The organism is Mangrovibrevibacter kandeliae (assembly GCF_024519155.1).
GTDB lineage: Bacteria > Pseudomonadota > Alphaproteobacteria > Rhizobiales > Rhizobiaceae > Mangrovibrevibacter > Mangrovibrevibacter kandeliae.
On sequence record NZ_JANIFJ010000007.1, the window covers coordinates 121,497 to 136,895 of the forward strand.

15 protein-coding genes are annotated in these 15,399 nt (G+C 69.5%); 9 read left to right on the forward strand and 6 right to left on the reverse strand.

The genetic code is table 11. The features are described 5' to 3' along the window. Positions 1–203: 203 nt before the first annotated feature. Genes NPA30_RS17065 through NPA30_RS17080 form a run of 4 tightly spaced genes read left to right on the forward strand, consistent with a single transcriptional unit; the run spans position 204 to position 2,663 of the window. Complete coding sequence (locus tag NPA30_RS17065) at positions 204–947, forward strand: ComF family protein (RefSeq protein WP_256803981.1); 744 nt, start codon at positions 204–206, stop codon at positions 945–947. A gap of 36 nt (positions 948–983) precedes the next feature. Beyond that, positions 984–1,244 (forward strand): glutaredoxin 3, encoded by a 261-nt coding sequence (gene grxC, locus NPA30_RS17070; RefSeq protein ID WP_256803982.1) that lies wholly within the window; start codon positions 984–986, stop codon positions 1,242–1,244. Positions 1,245–1,260: 16 nt separating this feature from the next. Continuing rightward, positions 1,261–2,127, forward strand: coding sequence for a carbon-nitrogen hydrolase family protein (locus NPA30_RS17075; RefSeq protein WP_256803983.1), 867 nt, complete (start codon positions 1,261–1,263; stop codon positions 2,125–2,127). After that, positions 2,124–2,663 (forward strand): DUF1178 family protein, encoded by a 540-nt coding sequence (locus NPA30_RS17080; RefSeq protein WP_256803984.1) that lies wholly within the window; start codon positions 2,124–2,126, stop codon positions 2,661–2,663. Before NPA30_RS17075 ends, NPA30_RS17080 begins: the two co-directional genes overlap by 4 nt. 113 nt (positions 2,664–2,776) lie before the next feature. Here NPA30_RS17080 and NPA30_RS17085 read toward each other — a convergent pair whose 3' ends face one another. Genes NPA30_RS17085 through NPA30_RS17095 form a run of 3 tightly spaced genes read right to left on the reverse strand, consistent with a single transcriptional unit; the run spans position 2,777 to position 5,934 of the window. After that, a complete protein-coding gene (locus NPA30_RS17085) occupies positions 2,777–3,127 on the reverse strand; it encodes a RidA family protein (RefSeq protein WP_256803985.1) in 351 nt (116 codons plus the stop codon). A gap of 43 nt (positions 3,128–3,170) precedes the next feature. Continuing rightward, a complete protein-coding gene (locus tag NPA30_RS17090) occupies positions 3,171–4,277 on the reverse strand; it encodes an NAD(P)/FAD-dependent oxidoreductase (protein ID WP_256803986.1) in 1,107 nt (368 codons plus the stop codon). 52 nt (positions 4,278–4,329) lie between these two features. Continuing rightward, on the reverse strand, positions 4,330–5,934 hold the full coding sequence (locus tag NPA30_RS17095) for an ABC transporter substrate-binding protein (protein ID WP_256803987.1): 1,605 nt from the start codon (positions 5,932–5,934) through the stop codon (positions 4,330–4,332). Positions 5,935–6,113: 179 nt separating this feature from the next. On the opposite strand from NPA30_RS17095, the gene NPA30_RS17100 reads away from it, so the two are divergent. Then, on the forward strand, positions 6,114–7,013 hold the full coding sequence (locus NPA30_RS17100; RefSeq protein ID WP_256803988.1) for a LysR substrate-binding domain-containing protein: 900 nt from the start codon (positions 6,114–6,116) through the stop codon (positions 7,011–7,013). Between the two features lie 108 nt (positions 7,014–7,121). Here the strand turns inward: NPA30_RS17100 and NPA30_RS17105 are convergent, their stop codons facing one another. Beyond that, positions 7,122–7,868, reverse strand: a complete 747-nt coding sequence (locus tag NPA30_RS17105) for a glucose 1-dehydrogenase (protein ID WP_320109213.1) — start codon at positions 7,866–7,868, stop codon at positions 7,122–7,124. A 105-nt stretch (positions 7,869–7,973) separates the two neighbouring features. On the opposite strand from NPA30_RS17105, the gene NPA30_RS17110 reads away from it, so the two are divergent. Then, complete coding sequence (locus tag NPA30_RS17110; protein ID WP_256803990.1) at positions 7,974–8,303, forward strand: ArsR/SmtB family transcription factor; 330 nt, start codon at positions 7,974–7,976, stop codon at positions 8,301–8,303. Positions 8,304–8,345: 42 nt separating this feature from the next. On the opposite strand, the gene NPA30_RS17115 is transcribed toward NPA30_RS17110, so the two are convergent. Both NPA30_RS17115 and ubiG read right to left on the reverse strand, forming a co-directional pair. Next, positions 8,346–9,830, reverse strand: a complete 1,485-nt coding sequence (locus NPA30_RS17115) for an MDR family MFS transporter (protein WP_256803991.1) — start codon at positions 9,828–9,830, stop codon at positions 8,346–8,348. 208 nt (positions 9,831–10,038) lie between these two features. Further along, positions 10,039–10,782: a bifunctional 2-polyprenyl-6-hydroxyphenol methylase/3-demethylubiquinol 3-O-methyltransferase UbiG gene (gene ubiG / locus NPA30_RS17120; RefSeq protein WP_256803992.1), complete on the reverse strand. Its 744-nt coding sequence runs from the start codon at positions 10,780–10,782 to the stop codon at positions 10,039–10,041. 192 nt (positions 10,783–10,974) lie between these two features. On the opposite strand from ubiG, the gene NPA30_RS17125 reads away from it, so the two are divergent. From NPA30_RS17125 to ptsP, 3 genes are all read left to right on the forward strand, one after another. After that, positions 10,975–11,565, forward strand: coding sequence for an RBBP9/YdeN family alpha/beta hydrolase (locus NPA30_RS17125; protein WP_256803993.1), 591 nt, complete (start codon positions 10,975–10,977; stop codon positions 11,563–11,565). Between the two features lie 173 nt (positions 11,566–11,738). Continuing rightward, positions 11,739–12,992 (forward strand): aspartate kinase, encoded by a 1,254-nt coding sequence (locus NPA30_RS17130; protein WP_256803994.1) that lies wholly within the window; start codon positions 11,739–11,741, stop codon positions 12,990–12,992. Between the two features lie 86 nt (positions 12,993–13,078). After that, positions 13,079–15,346, forward strand: coding sequence for a phosphoenolpyruvate--protein phosphotransferase (gene ptsP, locus NPA30_RS17135; RefSeq protein ID WP_256804013.1), 2,268 nt, complete (start codon positions 13,079–13,081; stop codon positions 15,344–15,346). The last annotated feature ends 53 nt before the right edge of the window (positions 15,347–15,399 follow it).

Sequence of the window (15,399 nt, forward strand, 5' to 3'; positions counted from 1 at the left end):
TTCGGCGCCACGCTCCCGCAGTCGTGACCGGGGCGCGGCCGCCGCGAGGCCTTGTAGCTGACGGCGGAGCGGGTATCGTCAAGCGCCGCCGTGCCGCATCCTCTCCTGGCCCGCCTCCGCGTGGCGCGCAAGCCTCCCTTCCGGATGCTGCGCGAGCGGAACAGGAAGCTCCCGCGCACCGGCGGCGGGAGGACCGGAACACGATGCTCAGAGAGGGTGCGGGCCGCATCGGCGGCTCGATCGCGCGGCTCCTGTTTCCGCCGGTCTGCCCCGGCTGCCAGACGGCGGTGGGGCAGGCGGACGCGCTCTGCCCGGCCTGCTGGAGCGGGCTTCGCTTCATCGAGCGGCCCTACTGCGAGGTGCTCGGTTCGCCCTTCGCCTACGATCTTGGGCGCGGCTTCCTGTCGGCCGAGGCCATCGCCAACCCGCCGCCCTTCGGCCGGCTGCGGGCCGCCGTGCTGTACGAGGACCTCGCGGCGCGGCTGGTCAGCGCGCTGAAATACGGCGACCGCACCAGCCTGGTGCCGCTGATGGCCGGCTGGATGAGCCGCGCCGGCGAGGAGCTGATCGCCGAGGCCGACGTCCTCGTGCCCGTGCCGCTCCACCATCGCCGGCTGCTGCGCCGCCGCTTCAACCAGTCGGCCGAGCTCGCCCGCGTCATCGCCGGCACGCGCCGTCTCGCCTACGCGCCGCTGGCGCTCGCCCGCGTCAAGCCGACGCGCAGCCAGGTCGGCCTGCGCGCCGAGGAGCGGCGCGAGAACGTGCGCGGCGCCTTCCGCGTCAAGGAGGCACGGCGCGGCGACATCGAGGGCCGGCGCGTCCTTCTCGTCGACGACGTCTTCACCACCGGCGCCACCGTATCGAGCGCGACGCGGGCGCTGAAGCGTGCGGGCGCGAGCCGGGTCGACGTCCTCGCCTTCGCGAGGGTTGCGGCCGGCACCGAGTGATTCCATATCCTGCGGCACGACAGGGAGTTCGGGTTCATGCCAGACGTCACGATCTACACGCGCCAGCTCTGCGGCTACTGTGCCCGGGCCAAGCAGCTCCTCGACAAGAAGGGCGTCGCCTACGAGGAGAAGGACGCGAGCTTTTCGCCGGAGCTGCGCAAGGAGATGATCGAGCGCTCCAAGGGCGGCTCGACCTTCCCGCAGATCTTCGTCGGCGAGACGCATGTCGGCGGCTGCGACGACCTCTACGCGCTCGAGCGGGCCGGCAAGCTCGACCCGCTGCTCCAGCCCGCCTGACCCCGGGGAGCGCGCCATGACCACCTTCACCGCCGCCGTCCTGCAGATGCGCTCCGGCACCGAACCGGAGACGAACGTCGCCGCATTGACCGCGCTGGTCGAGGCGGCCGTCGCGAAGGGCGCCACCTACATCCAGTCGCCGGAGATGACCGGCATGCTCTGCCGCGACCGGGCCACGCTGCGCGAGCGGCTGCGGCCGGAGGCCAGCGATCCCGTGCTGGCCGCGGCCTCCGGCCTCGCCCGCCGCCACGGCGTTTTCCTGCATGTCGGCTCGACGGCCATCGCTCTCGATGACGGACAAGTCGCCAACCGCGCGGCGCTGTTCGGGCCGGACGGCGCGCGGCTCGCCGCCTACGACAAGATCCACATGTTCGACGTCGATCTCGACAATGGCGAGAGCTGGCGGGAGTCGGCGACCTATCGGCCGGGCGCCTCTGCCGCGCTCGCCGACCTCGCGATGGCCAGCGGCCCGGTGCGGCTCGGCTTTGCCGTCTGCTACGACATGCGCTTTCCGATGCTGTTCCGGGAGGAGGCATTGGCCGGGGCCGAGGTCCTGACCGTGCCCGCCGCCTTCACCCGCCAGACCGGAGAGGCGCACTGGCACGTGCTCCTGCGCGCGCGCGCGATCGAGAACGGCGCCTTCGTCGTCGCCGCCGCGCAGGGCGGCGTGCACGAGGACGGGCGCGAGACCTACGGCCACTCGATCATCATCGATCCCTGGGGCCGCGTGCTCGCCGAGATCGACGGAAACGAGCCGGGCCTCGCCCTTGCCGAGATCGACACCACCCTCGTCGCCGAGACGCGCCGCAAGATCCCGAACCTGATGAACACGCGCCCCTTCGAGATGCGGCTCTTCGGCCGTGCGGCCGAGGCCGCCGAGTGATCCACTACGCCCTGCGGTGCGAGCCGGCCGGTCACGCGTTCGACGGCTGGTTCCGGTCGAGTTCCGACTTCGAGACGCAAGTCCAGCGCGGCCTCGTCGCCTGCACCGTCTGCGGCTCTGCGCGCGTGGGCAAGGCGCTGATGCGCCCGGCGGTTGCCACCAGACGGACCGCGGCACCGAGTGGCGCCGGCGCGGGCCATGCAGCCGGCCCAAGCGTCGGTGCGCTCGGGAACCCCGCGCCGCCGGCTTCGAACGCCGCCGCGTCGCCGACGGCGCCGCCGGCGCCCGTGCCGCTGCCGGTCGCCAACGGTGAAGTGGCCAAGGTCTTCGCCCAGCTGCAGGCGCTCGCGCGGCATGTGCGGGCAAACGCCGAGAACGTCGGCGGTCGCTTTGCCGAAGAGGCGCGCAGGATCCACTACGGCGAGAGCGAGGCGCGCCAGATCTACGGCGAAGCCTCGCCGCAGGAGGTCGAGGGTCTCGCGGAGGAGGGCATCGCCGCCCTGCCGCTGCCGCCGCTGCCCGAGGACGGGAACTGAGGGGCAGGCGGCTCGGACCGTGCGAGCGCGACGTGACGCCGAGCGGTGGGCGCAGGTTGCCTTTGACCTGGCCTTGCCGACAGCTCACGCCGCCGGCACGGCCTCCGACCTCGTCAGGCCTTGGCGGCGATGATGACGATCTCGATCAGCCGGCGCGGGTCGCCGAGATCGGCGACTCCGATGGTGGCGCGCGACGGCAGGTCGTCCTCGCCGATCCACTCCAGCCAGGCCTCGTTCATGGCCTCCTTGGCCGACATGTCCGTCAGGTAGATGCGGGCCGACAGGATATGGCTCCTGTCGGAGCCGCACTCGGCGAGAACGGCGTCGAGCTTTTCGCAGGTCTGCCGGGTCTGGCCCTTCATGTCGAGGTCGATGTCGCTTGCCGCATGGCCGCCGACATAAAGGACGCCGTTGTGCTCGACGACACCGTGCATGATGCGGTGCTTGCGATGACGCTGGATCATGATCTGCTTCTTCTTTTGCCGGAAGGGTAGGGGAGGGACGCGCTCAGGCGGCGCCGGGCGCGTAGCGCTCCATCGAAAGCGCGGGCGTCTCGCCAAGGGCGACCTGCGCCAGCAGCATGCCGGCATAGGGGCCGACGGTGAGGCCCGACGCGCCGAGACCGTTGCCGATCACCAGGCCGTCGAACCCCGGGACGCGGCCGAGGATCGGGCGGATGCTGCCGGCGGCCGGCCGGAAGCCGATGCGGGTCTCGACGTGGGTGGCGTTCGCCAGGCCGGGCGCGATCGACAGGCCCGCCTGCAGGACTTCGAACTGGCCGCCTGCGGTGACGCGGTAGTCAAAGCCGGAATTAGTCTCGCGCGTCGCGCCGATCACCACGCGGGAGTCGTCGAAGGCGAGCATGTAATGGCTGGTCATCGGCAGGAGCACCGGCCAGCGCGACGTGTCGACGCCGGGCAGGCCGAGATGGACGATCTGGCCCTTCTGCGGCTGGACCGGGTGCTCGAGCCCGAGAGGGCGCAGGATCTGCCTCGCCCAGGCGCCGGCGGTCACCACGATCTCGTCGGCGGTCAGGATCTGGTTGTTGCTGTCGCGGCATCGCACGCGGCCGTCGACGACCTCGAGCGTCACGTGATCGCTGCGGAAGCGTGCGCCGAGCGCCACGGCCGCCCGCACCATCGCGGCGGCGAGAAGCCGGGCGTCGACACGTGCGCCACCGGGGATGTAGATGCCGTCGAGATCGTCGCGCAGCGGCGGGAACAAGTCATGGGCCTCGGCGGCCGTCACCCGGCGGACCGCGCCTGCGGTGTGCTCTCCCCGGGTCCGGCTCAGGATGCGCTGCTCGGCGGCGTCGAGCTCCGCCGGCTCCTCCGCCACGACCAGCGCGCCGACCTTGCCGTAGCCGAGCTGCGTTTCACCGCGGTCACGCAGGCCGGCCACGAGCTCGTCGTAGTACCGCGCACCCGCCTCGTACATCCGATACCACTCGGGCTCGTCCGCCTTGGTCGCCCAGGGGCAGACGATGCCTGCCCCCGCCAGCGTCGCCTTGCCCTGATGGGACTCGTCGACGATCTCGACCGCCACGCCCTTGCGCGCGAGATGGTAAGCTGCGCTGGCGCCGAGGATTCCGGCGCCGATGATCAATGCCTGCATGATGGTCCGCCACTGTCGGACGAAGCCACCCGGCTTCGCCCTGCTCTGCCTGTTAGTCCACGCTCACGCCGGAGAGGCGGCTCGTGCCGAAGATCGCCGGCCGGTAGTTCTTCACGCTCTTGGCCACCGCCGTGAGCGTATCGGCGCTGCCGAGGATCACGGCCGGCACCTCCTGGCTGAACTCCGCCTGCGCCTGCTTGTAGAGCGCGGTGCGCTTCGCCTGATCGGTGATGCCGCCGGCCTCGTTGAGCAGGCCGATGAACGTGTCGTCGCACCAGCCGCCGATGTTGGACGGGCTCGGCTTTCCGGCCGAATCGCAGCTGAAGTAGTTGTTCAGGATCTGGCTCGGGTCCGGGAAGTCGTAGATGCCGCCGAACATGCCGACCTTGGCCTCGCCGTTGCGTGCCCGCTGGATGTATTCGCCCCACTCGTAGCTCTTGATCTCGGCGGTGACGCCGATGGCGGCCCAGTCCGCCTGGATCATCTCCGCTGCCCGTCGACCGTTCGGCATGTAGGGGCGCGAGACGGGCACGGCCCAGAGTTCGGTCGAGAACCCATCCGGATAGCCGGCCTCGGCAAGGAGCGCCTTGGCTCTGGCCGGGTCGTAGGGATGGGCTTCGAGATCGGGATCGAAGCCCCACAGCGCGGGCGGCACGATGGCCCCGGTGACGTGACCCATCCCGCTGTAGACCACCTTGACGAGGTTCGGCAGGTCGATCGCCTCGGCCAGAGCCTCGCGCACCCGCTTGTCCTTGAACCTGTCGTCCTTGAAGTTGAAGGTGATGAAGCCGGTGGAGGCCACCGGCGTGCGGACGAGGTCCAGCGTGTCGCTCTGCTCGATAAGGTCGGCGTCCGCGAGATTCGGGTAGAGCGCGATCTGGCACTCTCCCGCCATGGCGCGCTGCAGACGGACGGAGGCGTCCGTGCTGATCGCCATCACCACGCCGTCGACCATCGGGGTCCGCGCGGCGTCCTTGATCGCAGCGCCCCAGGTCTCGGCAAAGGGCACGAGGCGCACGGCCGCGTCCTGCTGGTAGGCCTGGAGCATGAACGGACCGGTGCCGACCGGGTCCATGTCCAGGCGCTCCGGCGTCCCCGCCTGCATCAGGACGTCGGCATATTCGGCCGAGGTGATGGCGAGCGACTGGTGCGCCATGATGCCGATGAACGGCGCGAGCGGCCGCTTCAGCTTGAAGGCGACGGTGTGGTCGTCGACCTTCTCGACCGATTGCAGTTCATCCGCGAGCTTGGTGTTGAAGGTGATGAAGTTGCCACCACCGACCTTTGCGTATGGATGGTCCTTCTTCATCATCCGGTCGAAGGTGAAGAGGACGTCGTCGGCGTTGAAGTCGCGCGTCGGGTGGAAGTCCCCCACGCTCTGCCACTTCACTCCCTGGCGCAGCTTGAAGGTGTAGGTCTTGCCGTCGTCCGAGACGCTCCAGCTCTCCGCGAGCGCCGGCTCGATCTCCGATGACCCGGCTTTGACCGAGACCAGGCCGTCATAGATCTGGTTGAGGACATAGGAGGTCGTCCCGCTGCTGGTCAGCTCGGGATTGAAAATATCCGGCGAGCCCTCGATGCACACCGAAAGAACCTTGGCCTCGGCGGAGCACGCGAGCACGGCGAGCAGGCTGGCGGTCAGGAGAAGTGTCTTCATTCACGGCCCCGGCTGTTTCGGCAGCACGATCGAGTCTCCGGATCGTGCGGCTGCTGGAAATTCAAGCCTGCTTACAAAAGCATCGGGGGTGGACTAGAGAGGGCGTAGGCATGATTGTCAAATTGCTTGTAGGCCTACCGAAATAGCCTGAGGTTATGGATGGGCGGAGGGAGAGCGTGATGAACACGCGGCATCTGGAGGCGTTTCACGCAACGGTTTTGACCGGCTCCGTCACCCGCGCGGGAGAGAGGCTCGGCATCTCGCAGCCGGCCGTCAGCAAACTTCTCCGCAGCTTTGCCGACGCGTGCGGCTTCGAACTCTTCGTGCGCAATGGCGGCCGGCTGGTGCCGACACTGGAGGGACGGCTGATCGCGGCGGAGGTCGAGCGCATGTTCAGCGGCACCCAGCGGATCGCCCGGCTCGTCGAGGCGGTCCGCAATCGCGAGGCCGGCCAGGTGACGATCGCCGCGCCGGCCGCCCTCGCGGCGCGCTATCTCGGATCGGCGCTGGCGCCGCTGATGCGTCGCCAGAACGATCTGCATCTCACCTTGATGAGCCGGACTTCCCCGCAGATCGGCGATCTGGTGGCCGCCCAGCAGATCGATCTCGGCCTCAGCGTCCTGCCGTTCGAGCATCCCCATGTCCGGGCGGAGATCGTCATGCGTTTTGCCATGATCTGCGCGGTGCCCGCAGGCCATCGCCTGGCCGAGAAGGACGTCGTGCATGTCGAGGACCTCAGCGGCGAGCCCTTCATCGCGCTCCCCCGGGACGACTGCTCGCTGATGACGGTGGACCGGGCTTTTCAGCTTCAGGGGGTGCAGAAGCGCAGCCATATCGAAGTGCCGATGTCCGAGACCGCCTGCGCCTTCGTCGCCGATGGCGCCGGCGTTTCGATCCTGCCGCCGTTCGTGGGGCTCGACTACGCCGAGGATCGGCTCGTCCGCCGCAGGCTCGTGCCGGAAACGACGATGGACGTGTGGCTGCTGACGCCGGCGACCTCGCCGCAGTCGCTTGCGGCCCAGCGCGTGATCGACTTCCTCAGGGCGGCGCTCGCGCCCTTCGACCAGACACGGACCTGAGGGCGACGTGTCCGGTCCGGGCGACAAGGGGCGCCTGATCGCCACGTGAGGACCGCGCCAGCAGGCGGGCGGCCGCGCGGCGAAGCGACGCCCGGCCGCCTCAAGCCTTCAGCGCAGGCCGCCGCTGGCAGAAATGATCTCGCCGGAGACCCAGCGGGCAGCGTCGGAGGCGAGGAAGGCGACGACGTCGGCGATGTCGTCCGGCCGCCCAGCACGTCCCAGCGGCGTCTGGGCGACGATGCCTGTCTCCATCTCCGAGCCGGCGATGCCGGCCGTATGCGTCCCTTCGGTCTCGACGTAGCCAGGGCTCACCACGTTGACGCGGATCTGGCGCGGCGCCAACTCCTTGGCGAGAACACCGCTGATCGCCTCGACTGCGCCCTTGGTGCCGGTATAGACGGCCGACATCGGGGGATGAAGGTTGGTGACCGCCGAGGAGATGTTGACGACACTGCCGCCCTCGCCGAGATGTCTGGATGCGGCCTTCGTCGTCAGCAGAAGGCCGAGCACGTTGACGTTGAACTGGCGGGTGTAGTGCTCCTCGGTGATGTCCTCGATCGGCGCGAACTCATAGATTCCCGAGTTGTTGACGAGGACGTCGAGCCGGCCGAAGCGCTCGACGGCGGCCTCGACCAGCGCCTGCGCCTCCGCGGCCTTCGAGACGTCGCCCTTCACCGCGACGGCCTTGCCGCCGGCGGCCGTGATCGCCGCCACGACAGCGTCGGCGCCCGCCTGGCTCGACGCGTAGTTGACGACCACCGACGCGCCGTCCTTGGCCAGCGCCTTGGCGACCGCCGCGCCGATACCCTTGGATGCGCCCGTGACCACGGCGACCTTGCCTTCAAGCTTCGACATGTGTGCTAGACCTTCGCTATGGGCGACGCCGGGTGACGTCATTGGTCCCATAGTTCGGAATCTCGGAACTAACGATCCGCGGTTCAAGACCCCATATGGAGAAAGATGCGACCGCTGTTTCACCCCGCCGTCGAGGACATCCGGCCCGAAGCCATCCTGCACGCGCTGTCCGATCCGGACCGCGCGGCGATCTTTCTCAAGGTCGCGGGTGCCGGCATGGTGGAGGCCTGCTCGGCTGTCGGTACGGTGGGCGATCGGGTGATCCCGAAGTCGTCGCTGTCCAGCCACTTCAAGGTGCTGCGTGAGGCGGGCCTGATCCACTCGGAGCGGCACGGCGTCGAGATGCGCAACACGGTGCGCTGCGACGAGGTGAACGCGCGCTTCCCCGGCCTGCTGGCCGCGATCATGGACGCCTACGGGCGCTGCGGGCGCTGAGCGCCTGCCGGTGAGGCTACGGCCCGCGGGAGTCCGCCGAAATCAGGCCTCGACGATCGGCAGGGCTTCGGCCGGCGCGTCCTCCGGCGCCGACTTCGCGGCGGGTGTCGCTACGGGGACGAAGAGCGCCGCGACGAGTGTCAGAGCCGAGACGATGAACATCGCCCAGAAGGTGAGGTGCAGCGAGTGGGCGAGGGCGGCCTGTGTCCCCGCGTCGGTGATGGTGCCGCCGGTTCCCTCCAGCAGCTTCTGGATGCTGTCGAAGTCGACCGCCCGCCCGCCCGCGCCGCCGCTTGCGAGGCTGAGGTTGAACACCGCGCCGAGCGTCGAGCCGAGATTGCGGGCGAAGATATTGGAGGAGGTGGCCGCGCCGCGTTCGTTCCAGCCGACTGCGCTCTGGACGATGACGATGGCGGCGTTGCTGAGGAAGCCCATGCCGAAGCCGATGACGACCGAGCCGGCCGCGGCGACCTGCGGCGGATAGCCGGCGCGCAGGAACAGGAAGACCGCTGCGCCGAAGGGCAGGAGGGTCGCGCCGAAGAGGAGGATCGGGCGCAGGCCGAAGCGCTTGAAGTTGCGCGCGGCGATGGTGGCGCCGATCGGCCAGCCGAACACCATTGCGGTCAGGGTGAAGCCGGCGACGAGCGGGCTCTGGCCGAGGACGCCCTGCACGTACATCGGCAGGAAGGTGGTCAGCCCGATGATCGTCATGCCGCTCAGCAGTGTCGCGGCATTGGCCGTGGCGATCGAGCGGCGCGCCCAGAGCTTCAGGTCCATCATCGGGTCGTCGGCGATGCGCTCCTGGACGAAGAAGCCGGTGCCGGCGACGAGCGCGACGACCAGCGCGGCGACGGCGGCGAAGGTCGAGTTGCCGACCTCGGTGAGGGCGACCATCAGGGCCGCGACCGCGATGGCGAAGAGCGTCGCGCCGAGCGCGTCCACCTTGCGGGTGCGATGCGCCACGTCCTCGTGCAGGAAGGCGACGAAGCCGAGGCCGGCGGCGAGACCGATCGGCACGTTGATCCAGAACACCCAGGCCCAGCTGGCGTGCTGGATGATCAGGCCACCGGCGAGCGGTCCGATGACCGAGGAGATGCCCCAGATGCTGGCGAGCCAGCCCTGCACCTTGCCGCGCTCCTCGACCGAGTAGAGGTCGCCAACAACGGTGATGGCGACCGGCTGGATGGCGCCGGCGCCAACGCCCTGGATGAGCCGGAAGGCGATCAGCGAGGGCATCGACCAGGCGAGGCCGCACAGCACCGAGCCGACGAGGAAGATCGCGATGCCGAGCAGCAGGATCGGCCGGCGGCCGTAGAGGTCGGCGAGCTTGCCGAAGGCGACGGTCATCGCCGTCTGCGTCAGGAGGAAGGACGAGAACACCCAGGAGTAGAGGTGCAGGTCGCCGAGCTGCGCCGCGATCTGCGGCATCGCAGTCGAGACGATGGTCGCCTCGATGGCGATCATCGCCATGGCGGCCATGATCGCGGCGATGATGAGGGGGCGGCGAAGCGTGGGGGTATCAGACATGGATCCGACCGGCAGGGGGCTCGACTTGCGCCCACGCCCCGGCTCCAGGGGGTGTCGAACGGTTGAGCCGGCCGACGCCTGGAGAGCGTGTCGATAAGGAAGCCTAACGATCCTGCCCATAGGCCCGCTCGGGCGGCGTGGCAAGCCGATGCCCCGCATCGAGGCGGAGGCAGTCATCACGACGGCGCGAGCGTCTTCGATCAGGCTGTCAGGCCGGCCGCCGGGCCAGCACCATGTAGTTGACGTCGATGTCCTCCGACCGGCGCCACTCGTCGGCGAGCGGGTGATAGACGACGCCGGTCTCCTCGACGACATCGAGGCCCTCGGCGGTCAGCGGCAGGCGGACCTCGCCGGGCCGCACCAGCTTGGAGAACTGGTGCGTGCCCTTCGGCAGCCATCCGAGGACGTACTCGGCGCCGACGATCGCAAGGCCGAAGGCCTTCAGGGTGCGGTTGATGGTGGCGACGACGAGGAGGCCGCCGGGCTTCACCAGGCTCGCGGTGGTGCGCAGGAAGAAGTCGACGTCGGCGACGTGCTCCACGATCTCGAGCGCCAGCACGACGTCGAAGCGTTCCTCGGCGGCCGCCAGAGCCTCGGCCGTCTCGGCCCGGTAGTCGATGGCAAGGCCGCTCTCGGCCGCGTGCAGGCGCGCGACCTCGATGTTGGTGGCGCTGGCGTCGACGCCGACGACCTCGGCCCCGAGCCGGGCGAGGGGCTCCGCGATCAGCCCGCCGCCGCAGCCGATGTCGACCATCCGCAGCCCCTCGAAGGGCCGCAGGCCGGCGGCGTCGCGGCCGAAGGTCTTCGCCACCTGATCGCGGATATAGGCGAGGCGCACCGGGTTGAACTTGTGCAGCGGCTTGAACTTGCCGGTGGGGTTCCACCACTCCTGCGCCAGACGCGAGAAGCGCTCGACCTCGGCCGTGTCGATCGTGGACTGCGTCTGGCTCATGCGGGGCTCCTCGGTGCTCGTATGCCAGCTAGTGCTCTAGCGAGGCTTTTCGACGGGAGGCAAGCGCGCCCCTGTGGACGGTGATCGAGGACGAGGCTTCGGTCTTGACCGGCGCGCCCGCCGGGCCGCATCACGCTCGTACGGCGCGCGCGGAATCGGCGGCGCGCCCACAGCGGTGGGGACGGAGGGGGGATGGCGACGAAGCCAAGGGTCATCGTGCTGCACGGCGCGCATGGCGGGCCGGAGACGAACTGGTTTCCATGGCTTCAGGCCGAGCTCGAGGTGCAGGGCCTGGACGTCCTGCGCCCTCGCTTCCCGACGCCGCAGGGGCAGTCGCTCGACGCGTGGCTCGCCGCATACGACGCCGCGGTCGCCTCGCTGCCGCCTGCGCCGACCATCCTGGTCGGGCACAGCCTCGGAGCGGCCTTCGCCCTGCGACTGGTCGAGCGGGCGAGCGAGCCGTTCCAAGGGCTCTTTCTCGCCGCAGCCTTCGACGGCGCGCTCGGCCTGCCCGACTATGACGGGATCAACCGCTCCTTCTTCGAGACGCCCTTCGACTGGGTTGGCGTCCGCGCGCGCAAGGGGGCCGCGAGCCGCTGCTGGGCGGCCGACGATGACCCCTATGTTCCCCTGGCGCGTTCGCGGGAGATCGCCGACCGGCTGCAGACGCCGCTGGAGGTCGTGACCGGCGGCGCGCATCTCAGCGATGAGACGGGCTTCACCACGTTCCCGCACCTGCGCGAGGCCATCCTCGCGGCATGGAAGCCCGCGGGGCAGGGGTGATCGGATCTCGTCGAGCCGCCCTCGGGTGTGGGGCGGGACGTCCGTGGTCCGGCGCCCGCCACATTCTTGCGTGCGCGAGGCTATTCCGCTAGAGCCGGCGCTCATCGTCCGGCAGCCCGCACCGCGTGCCGCCGGGACGCTCCCCCTTGTCCCGGCTCTAAGCGGCTCTTCCCATGGCGCGTCTCGTCCTCAAATTCGGCGGCACCTCCGTCGGCGACATCGCCCGCATCCGGAACGTCGCGCGCCACGTCAAGCGCGAGGTCGACGCGGGCCACCAGGTGGCGGTGGTCGTCTCGGCAATGGCCGGCAAGACCAACGAACTGGTCGCCTGGTGCCGCGAGGCCTCGCCGATCCACGACGCGCGCGAATACGACGCCGTCGTCGCCTCGGGCGAGCAGGTGACGGCCGGGCTTCTGGCGATCACGCTGCAGTCGATGGGCGTCAACGCCCGCTCCTGGCAGGGCTGGCAGATCCCGATCAAGACCGACGGCGCGCATGGCGCGGCGCGCATCGAGGACATCGACGGCTCCGAACTGGTGCGCCGCTTCGCCGACGGGCAGGTGGCGGTGATCGCCGGCTTCCAGGGCATCGCGCCGGACAGCCGCATCGCCACGCTCGGCCGCGGCGGCTCGGACACCAGCGCCGTCGCCATCGCCGCGGCGCTGAAGGCCGACCGCTGCGACATCTACACCGACGTCGACGGGGTCTACACGACCGACCCGCGCGTCGAGCCGAAGGCGCGCCGGATGAGCCGCATCTCCTTCGAGGAGATGCTCGAGATGGCCTCGCTCGGCGCCAAGGTGCTGCAGGTCCGCTCGGTCGAGCTCGCCATGGTGCACAAGGTGCGGACCTTCGTGCGCTCCTCCTTCGAGGACCCGGACGCGCCGGGCATGGGCGATTTCGACAATCCGCCGGGCACGCTCATTTGCGACGAGGAGGACATCGTGGAACAGCAGGTCGTCACCGGCATCGCCTATGCCAAGGACGAGGCGCAGATCTCGCTGCGGCGCGTTCAGGACCAGCCGGGCGTCGCGGCGGCCATCTTCGGCCCGCTCGCCGAAGCCGGCGTCAACGTCGACATGATCGTCCAGAACATCTCCGAGGACGGCACGCGCACAGACATGACCTTCACCGTGCCCTCCGGCGACCTGCCGAAGGCGATGGCGGTGATGGAGAAGGCCAAGGCCGAGATGCGCTACGACGCCATCCAGAGCGAGCCGGGCCTCACCAAGGTCTCGGTGATCGGCATCGGCATGCGCTCGCACACCGGCGTCGCCGCCACGGCCTTCAAGGCGCTCGCCGGGCGCGGCATCAACATCCGGGCGATCACGACGTCCGAGATCAAGATCTCCATCCTGATCGACGGCGAGTTCTCCGAGCTCGCGGTTCGGACCTTGCATTCGGTCTATGGTCTGGACAAAGCTTGAACCGGCGGTTGTTCATCTGACCGCTGCCGATTTCTAAAACGGCCCTCGGTCCCCGGGCCGTTCGCCCGATGTGGATCAGAGCGTTGGTGAGAAGCGATTCGTCCGGCCCGCGCCTTCTCTTGCGGCGGATACGAGAGTTGATGGCCGAACCGCTCCAGCCGCAGGCGCGGCTGGACGAGATCGTGCGCCAGATCGCCGCGAACATGGTGGCCGAAGTCTGCTCGCTCTACGTGCTGCGCTCGGACGGCGTGCTCGAGCTCTATGCGACCGAAGGTCTCAATCCGGGTGCCGTCCACCTGGCGCAGCTGCGGCTCGGCGAAGGCCTCGTCGGCACCATCGCGGCGACCGCGCGCCCGCTGAACCTGCCCGAGGCGCAGAAGCACCCGGCCTTCACCTACCTGCCGGAGACCGGGGAGGAGATGTTCAACTCCTTCCTCGGCGTGCCGATCCTGCGGGCCGGCCGCACGCTCGGCGTGCTCGACGTCCAGAACAAGGCCAAGCGCGTCTATCGGGACGAGGAGCTGGAAGCGCTGGAAACGGTCGCGATGGTGGTCGCCGAGATGATCGCCGCCGGCAGCCTCGAGGGCCTGTCGCGGCCGGGCGTGCAGCTCGACCTGACGCGGCCGGTGTCGTTCCGCGGCACCGCGCTGTCGGAGGGCATCGGCCTCGGCCACGTGATCCTCCACGAGCCGCGCGTCGTGGTCACCAACCTCTTCAACGAGGACGTCGACTCGGAGATCGAGCGGCTGGAGCGCTCGCTCGGCTATCTGCGGATTTCCATCGAGGACATGCTGGCCCGGCGCGACATCGCCGGTGAGGGCGAGCACCGGGCGGTGCTCGAGGCCTACCGCATGTTCGCGCACGACCGCGGCTGGGTGCGGCGCCTGGAGGAGGCGATCCGCAACGGCCTGACGGCCGAGGCAGCGGTGGAGAAGGTGCAGAGCGACATGCGCGCGCGCATGATGCACATGACCGACCCCTACATCCGCGAGCGCCTGCACGACTTCGACGACCTCGCGCACCGTCTCTTGCGCCAGCTGATGGGCCGCGGCGAAGGCGGGGTGATGGAGGATGGGCCGCAGGACGGCATCATCGTCGCCCGCTCGATGGGCGCCGCGGAGCTTCTCGACTATCGGCGCGACCGCATCCGCGGCCTGGTGCTGGAGGAGGGCGCCCCGACCAGCCACGTCGTCATCGTGGCGCGCGCGCTCGGCGTGCCGGTGGTCGGCCAGGTGAAGGGCGCGGTCTCCATGTCGGAGAACCGCGACGAGGTGATCATCGACGGTGACGACGGTGGCGTGCACCTGCGCCCGCCCGCCGACGTGCAGACGGTGTTCGCCGAGAAGGTGCGCTTCCGCGCCAAGCGGCAGGAGCAGTACCGGCTCCTGCGCGACGCGCCGGCGGTGACGCAGGACGGGGTCGCCGTCGACCTCCTGATGAATGCGGGGCTGATGGTCGACCTTCCGCAGCTCGATGCGGCGGGAGCGGCCGGCATCGGCCTGTTCCGCACCGAACTGCAGTTCATGATCGCTTCGGCGATGCCCAAGGTGAGCGAGCAGGAGCATCTGTACTCGGCCGTGCTCGATGCGGCCGGGACCAAGCCCGTCACCTTCCGCACGCTCGACGTCGGCGGCGACAAGCTCCTGCCCTACCTGCACCAGTCGCCGGAGGAGAACCCGGCGCTCGGCTACCGGGCGATCCGGATCGCGCTCGACCGGCCGGCGCTGATGCGCACCCAGCTGCGGGCGCTTCTGAAGGCGGCGGGCGGGCGCGAGCTGAAGATCATGTTCCCGATGGTGACGGAGCTGTCGGAGATCCATCGGGCGCGCGAGCTGATCGCACGGGAGCTCCGTCACCTGACGAAGTTCGGCCACATCATGCCGCGCCGGCTGAAGCTCGGCGTGATGATCGAGGTGCCCTCTCTCCTGTTCCAGCTCGACGAGCTGATGGAGCTCGTCGACTTCGTCTCGGTCGGCTCGAACGACCTCTTCCAGTTCTTCTCGGCGGTGGATCGCGGCAACACGCAGATCGCGACGCGCTTCGACGACCTGTCGCCGCCCTTCCTGCGGGCGCTGAAATCGATCGTGCAGGCGGGCGAGCGGCACTCGGTGCCGGTCACCCTGTGCGGCGAGATGGCGGGCAAGCCGCTCACTGCGATGGCGCTGCTCGGCCTCGGCTTCCGCTCGATCTCGATGACGCCCTCGGCCATCGGCCCGGTGAAGGCGATGCTGGTGGCGCTCGATGCCGGCAAGCTCGCCCAGGCGATGGATCAGCACATCGCCAGCCGTCATCGCAGCCAGACGATGCGCGAGCTGCTGCAGGGCTTTGCCGAGGCGCACGCCATTCCCTATTAGGACGGTTGGCCCTATCGAGGGTCGACATCAGCGCGCCGATTCCCGGTCGGGCC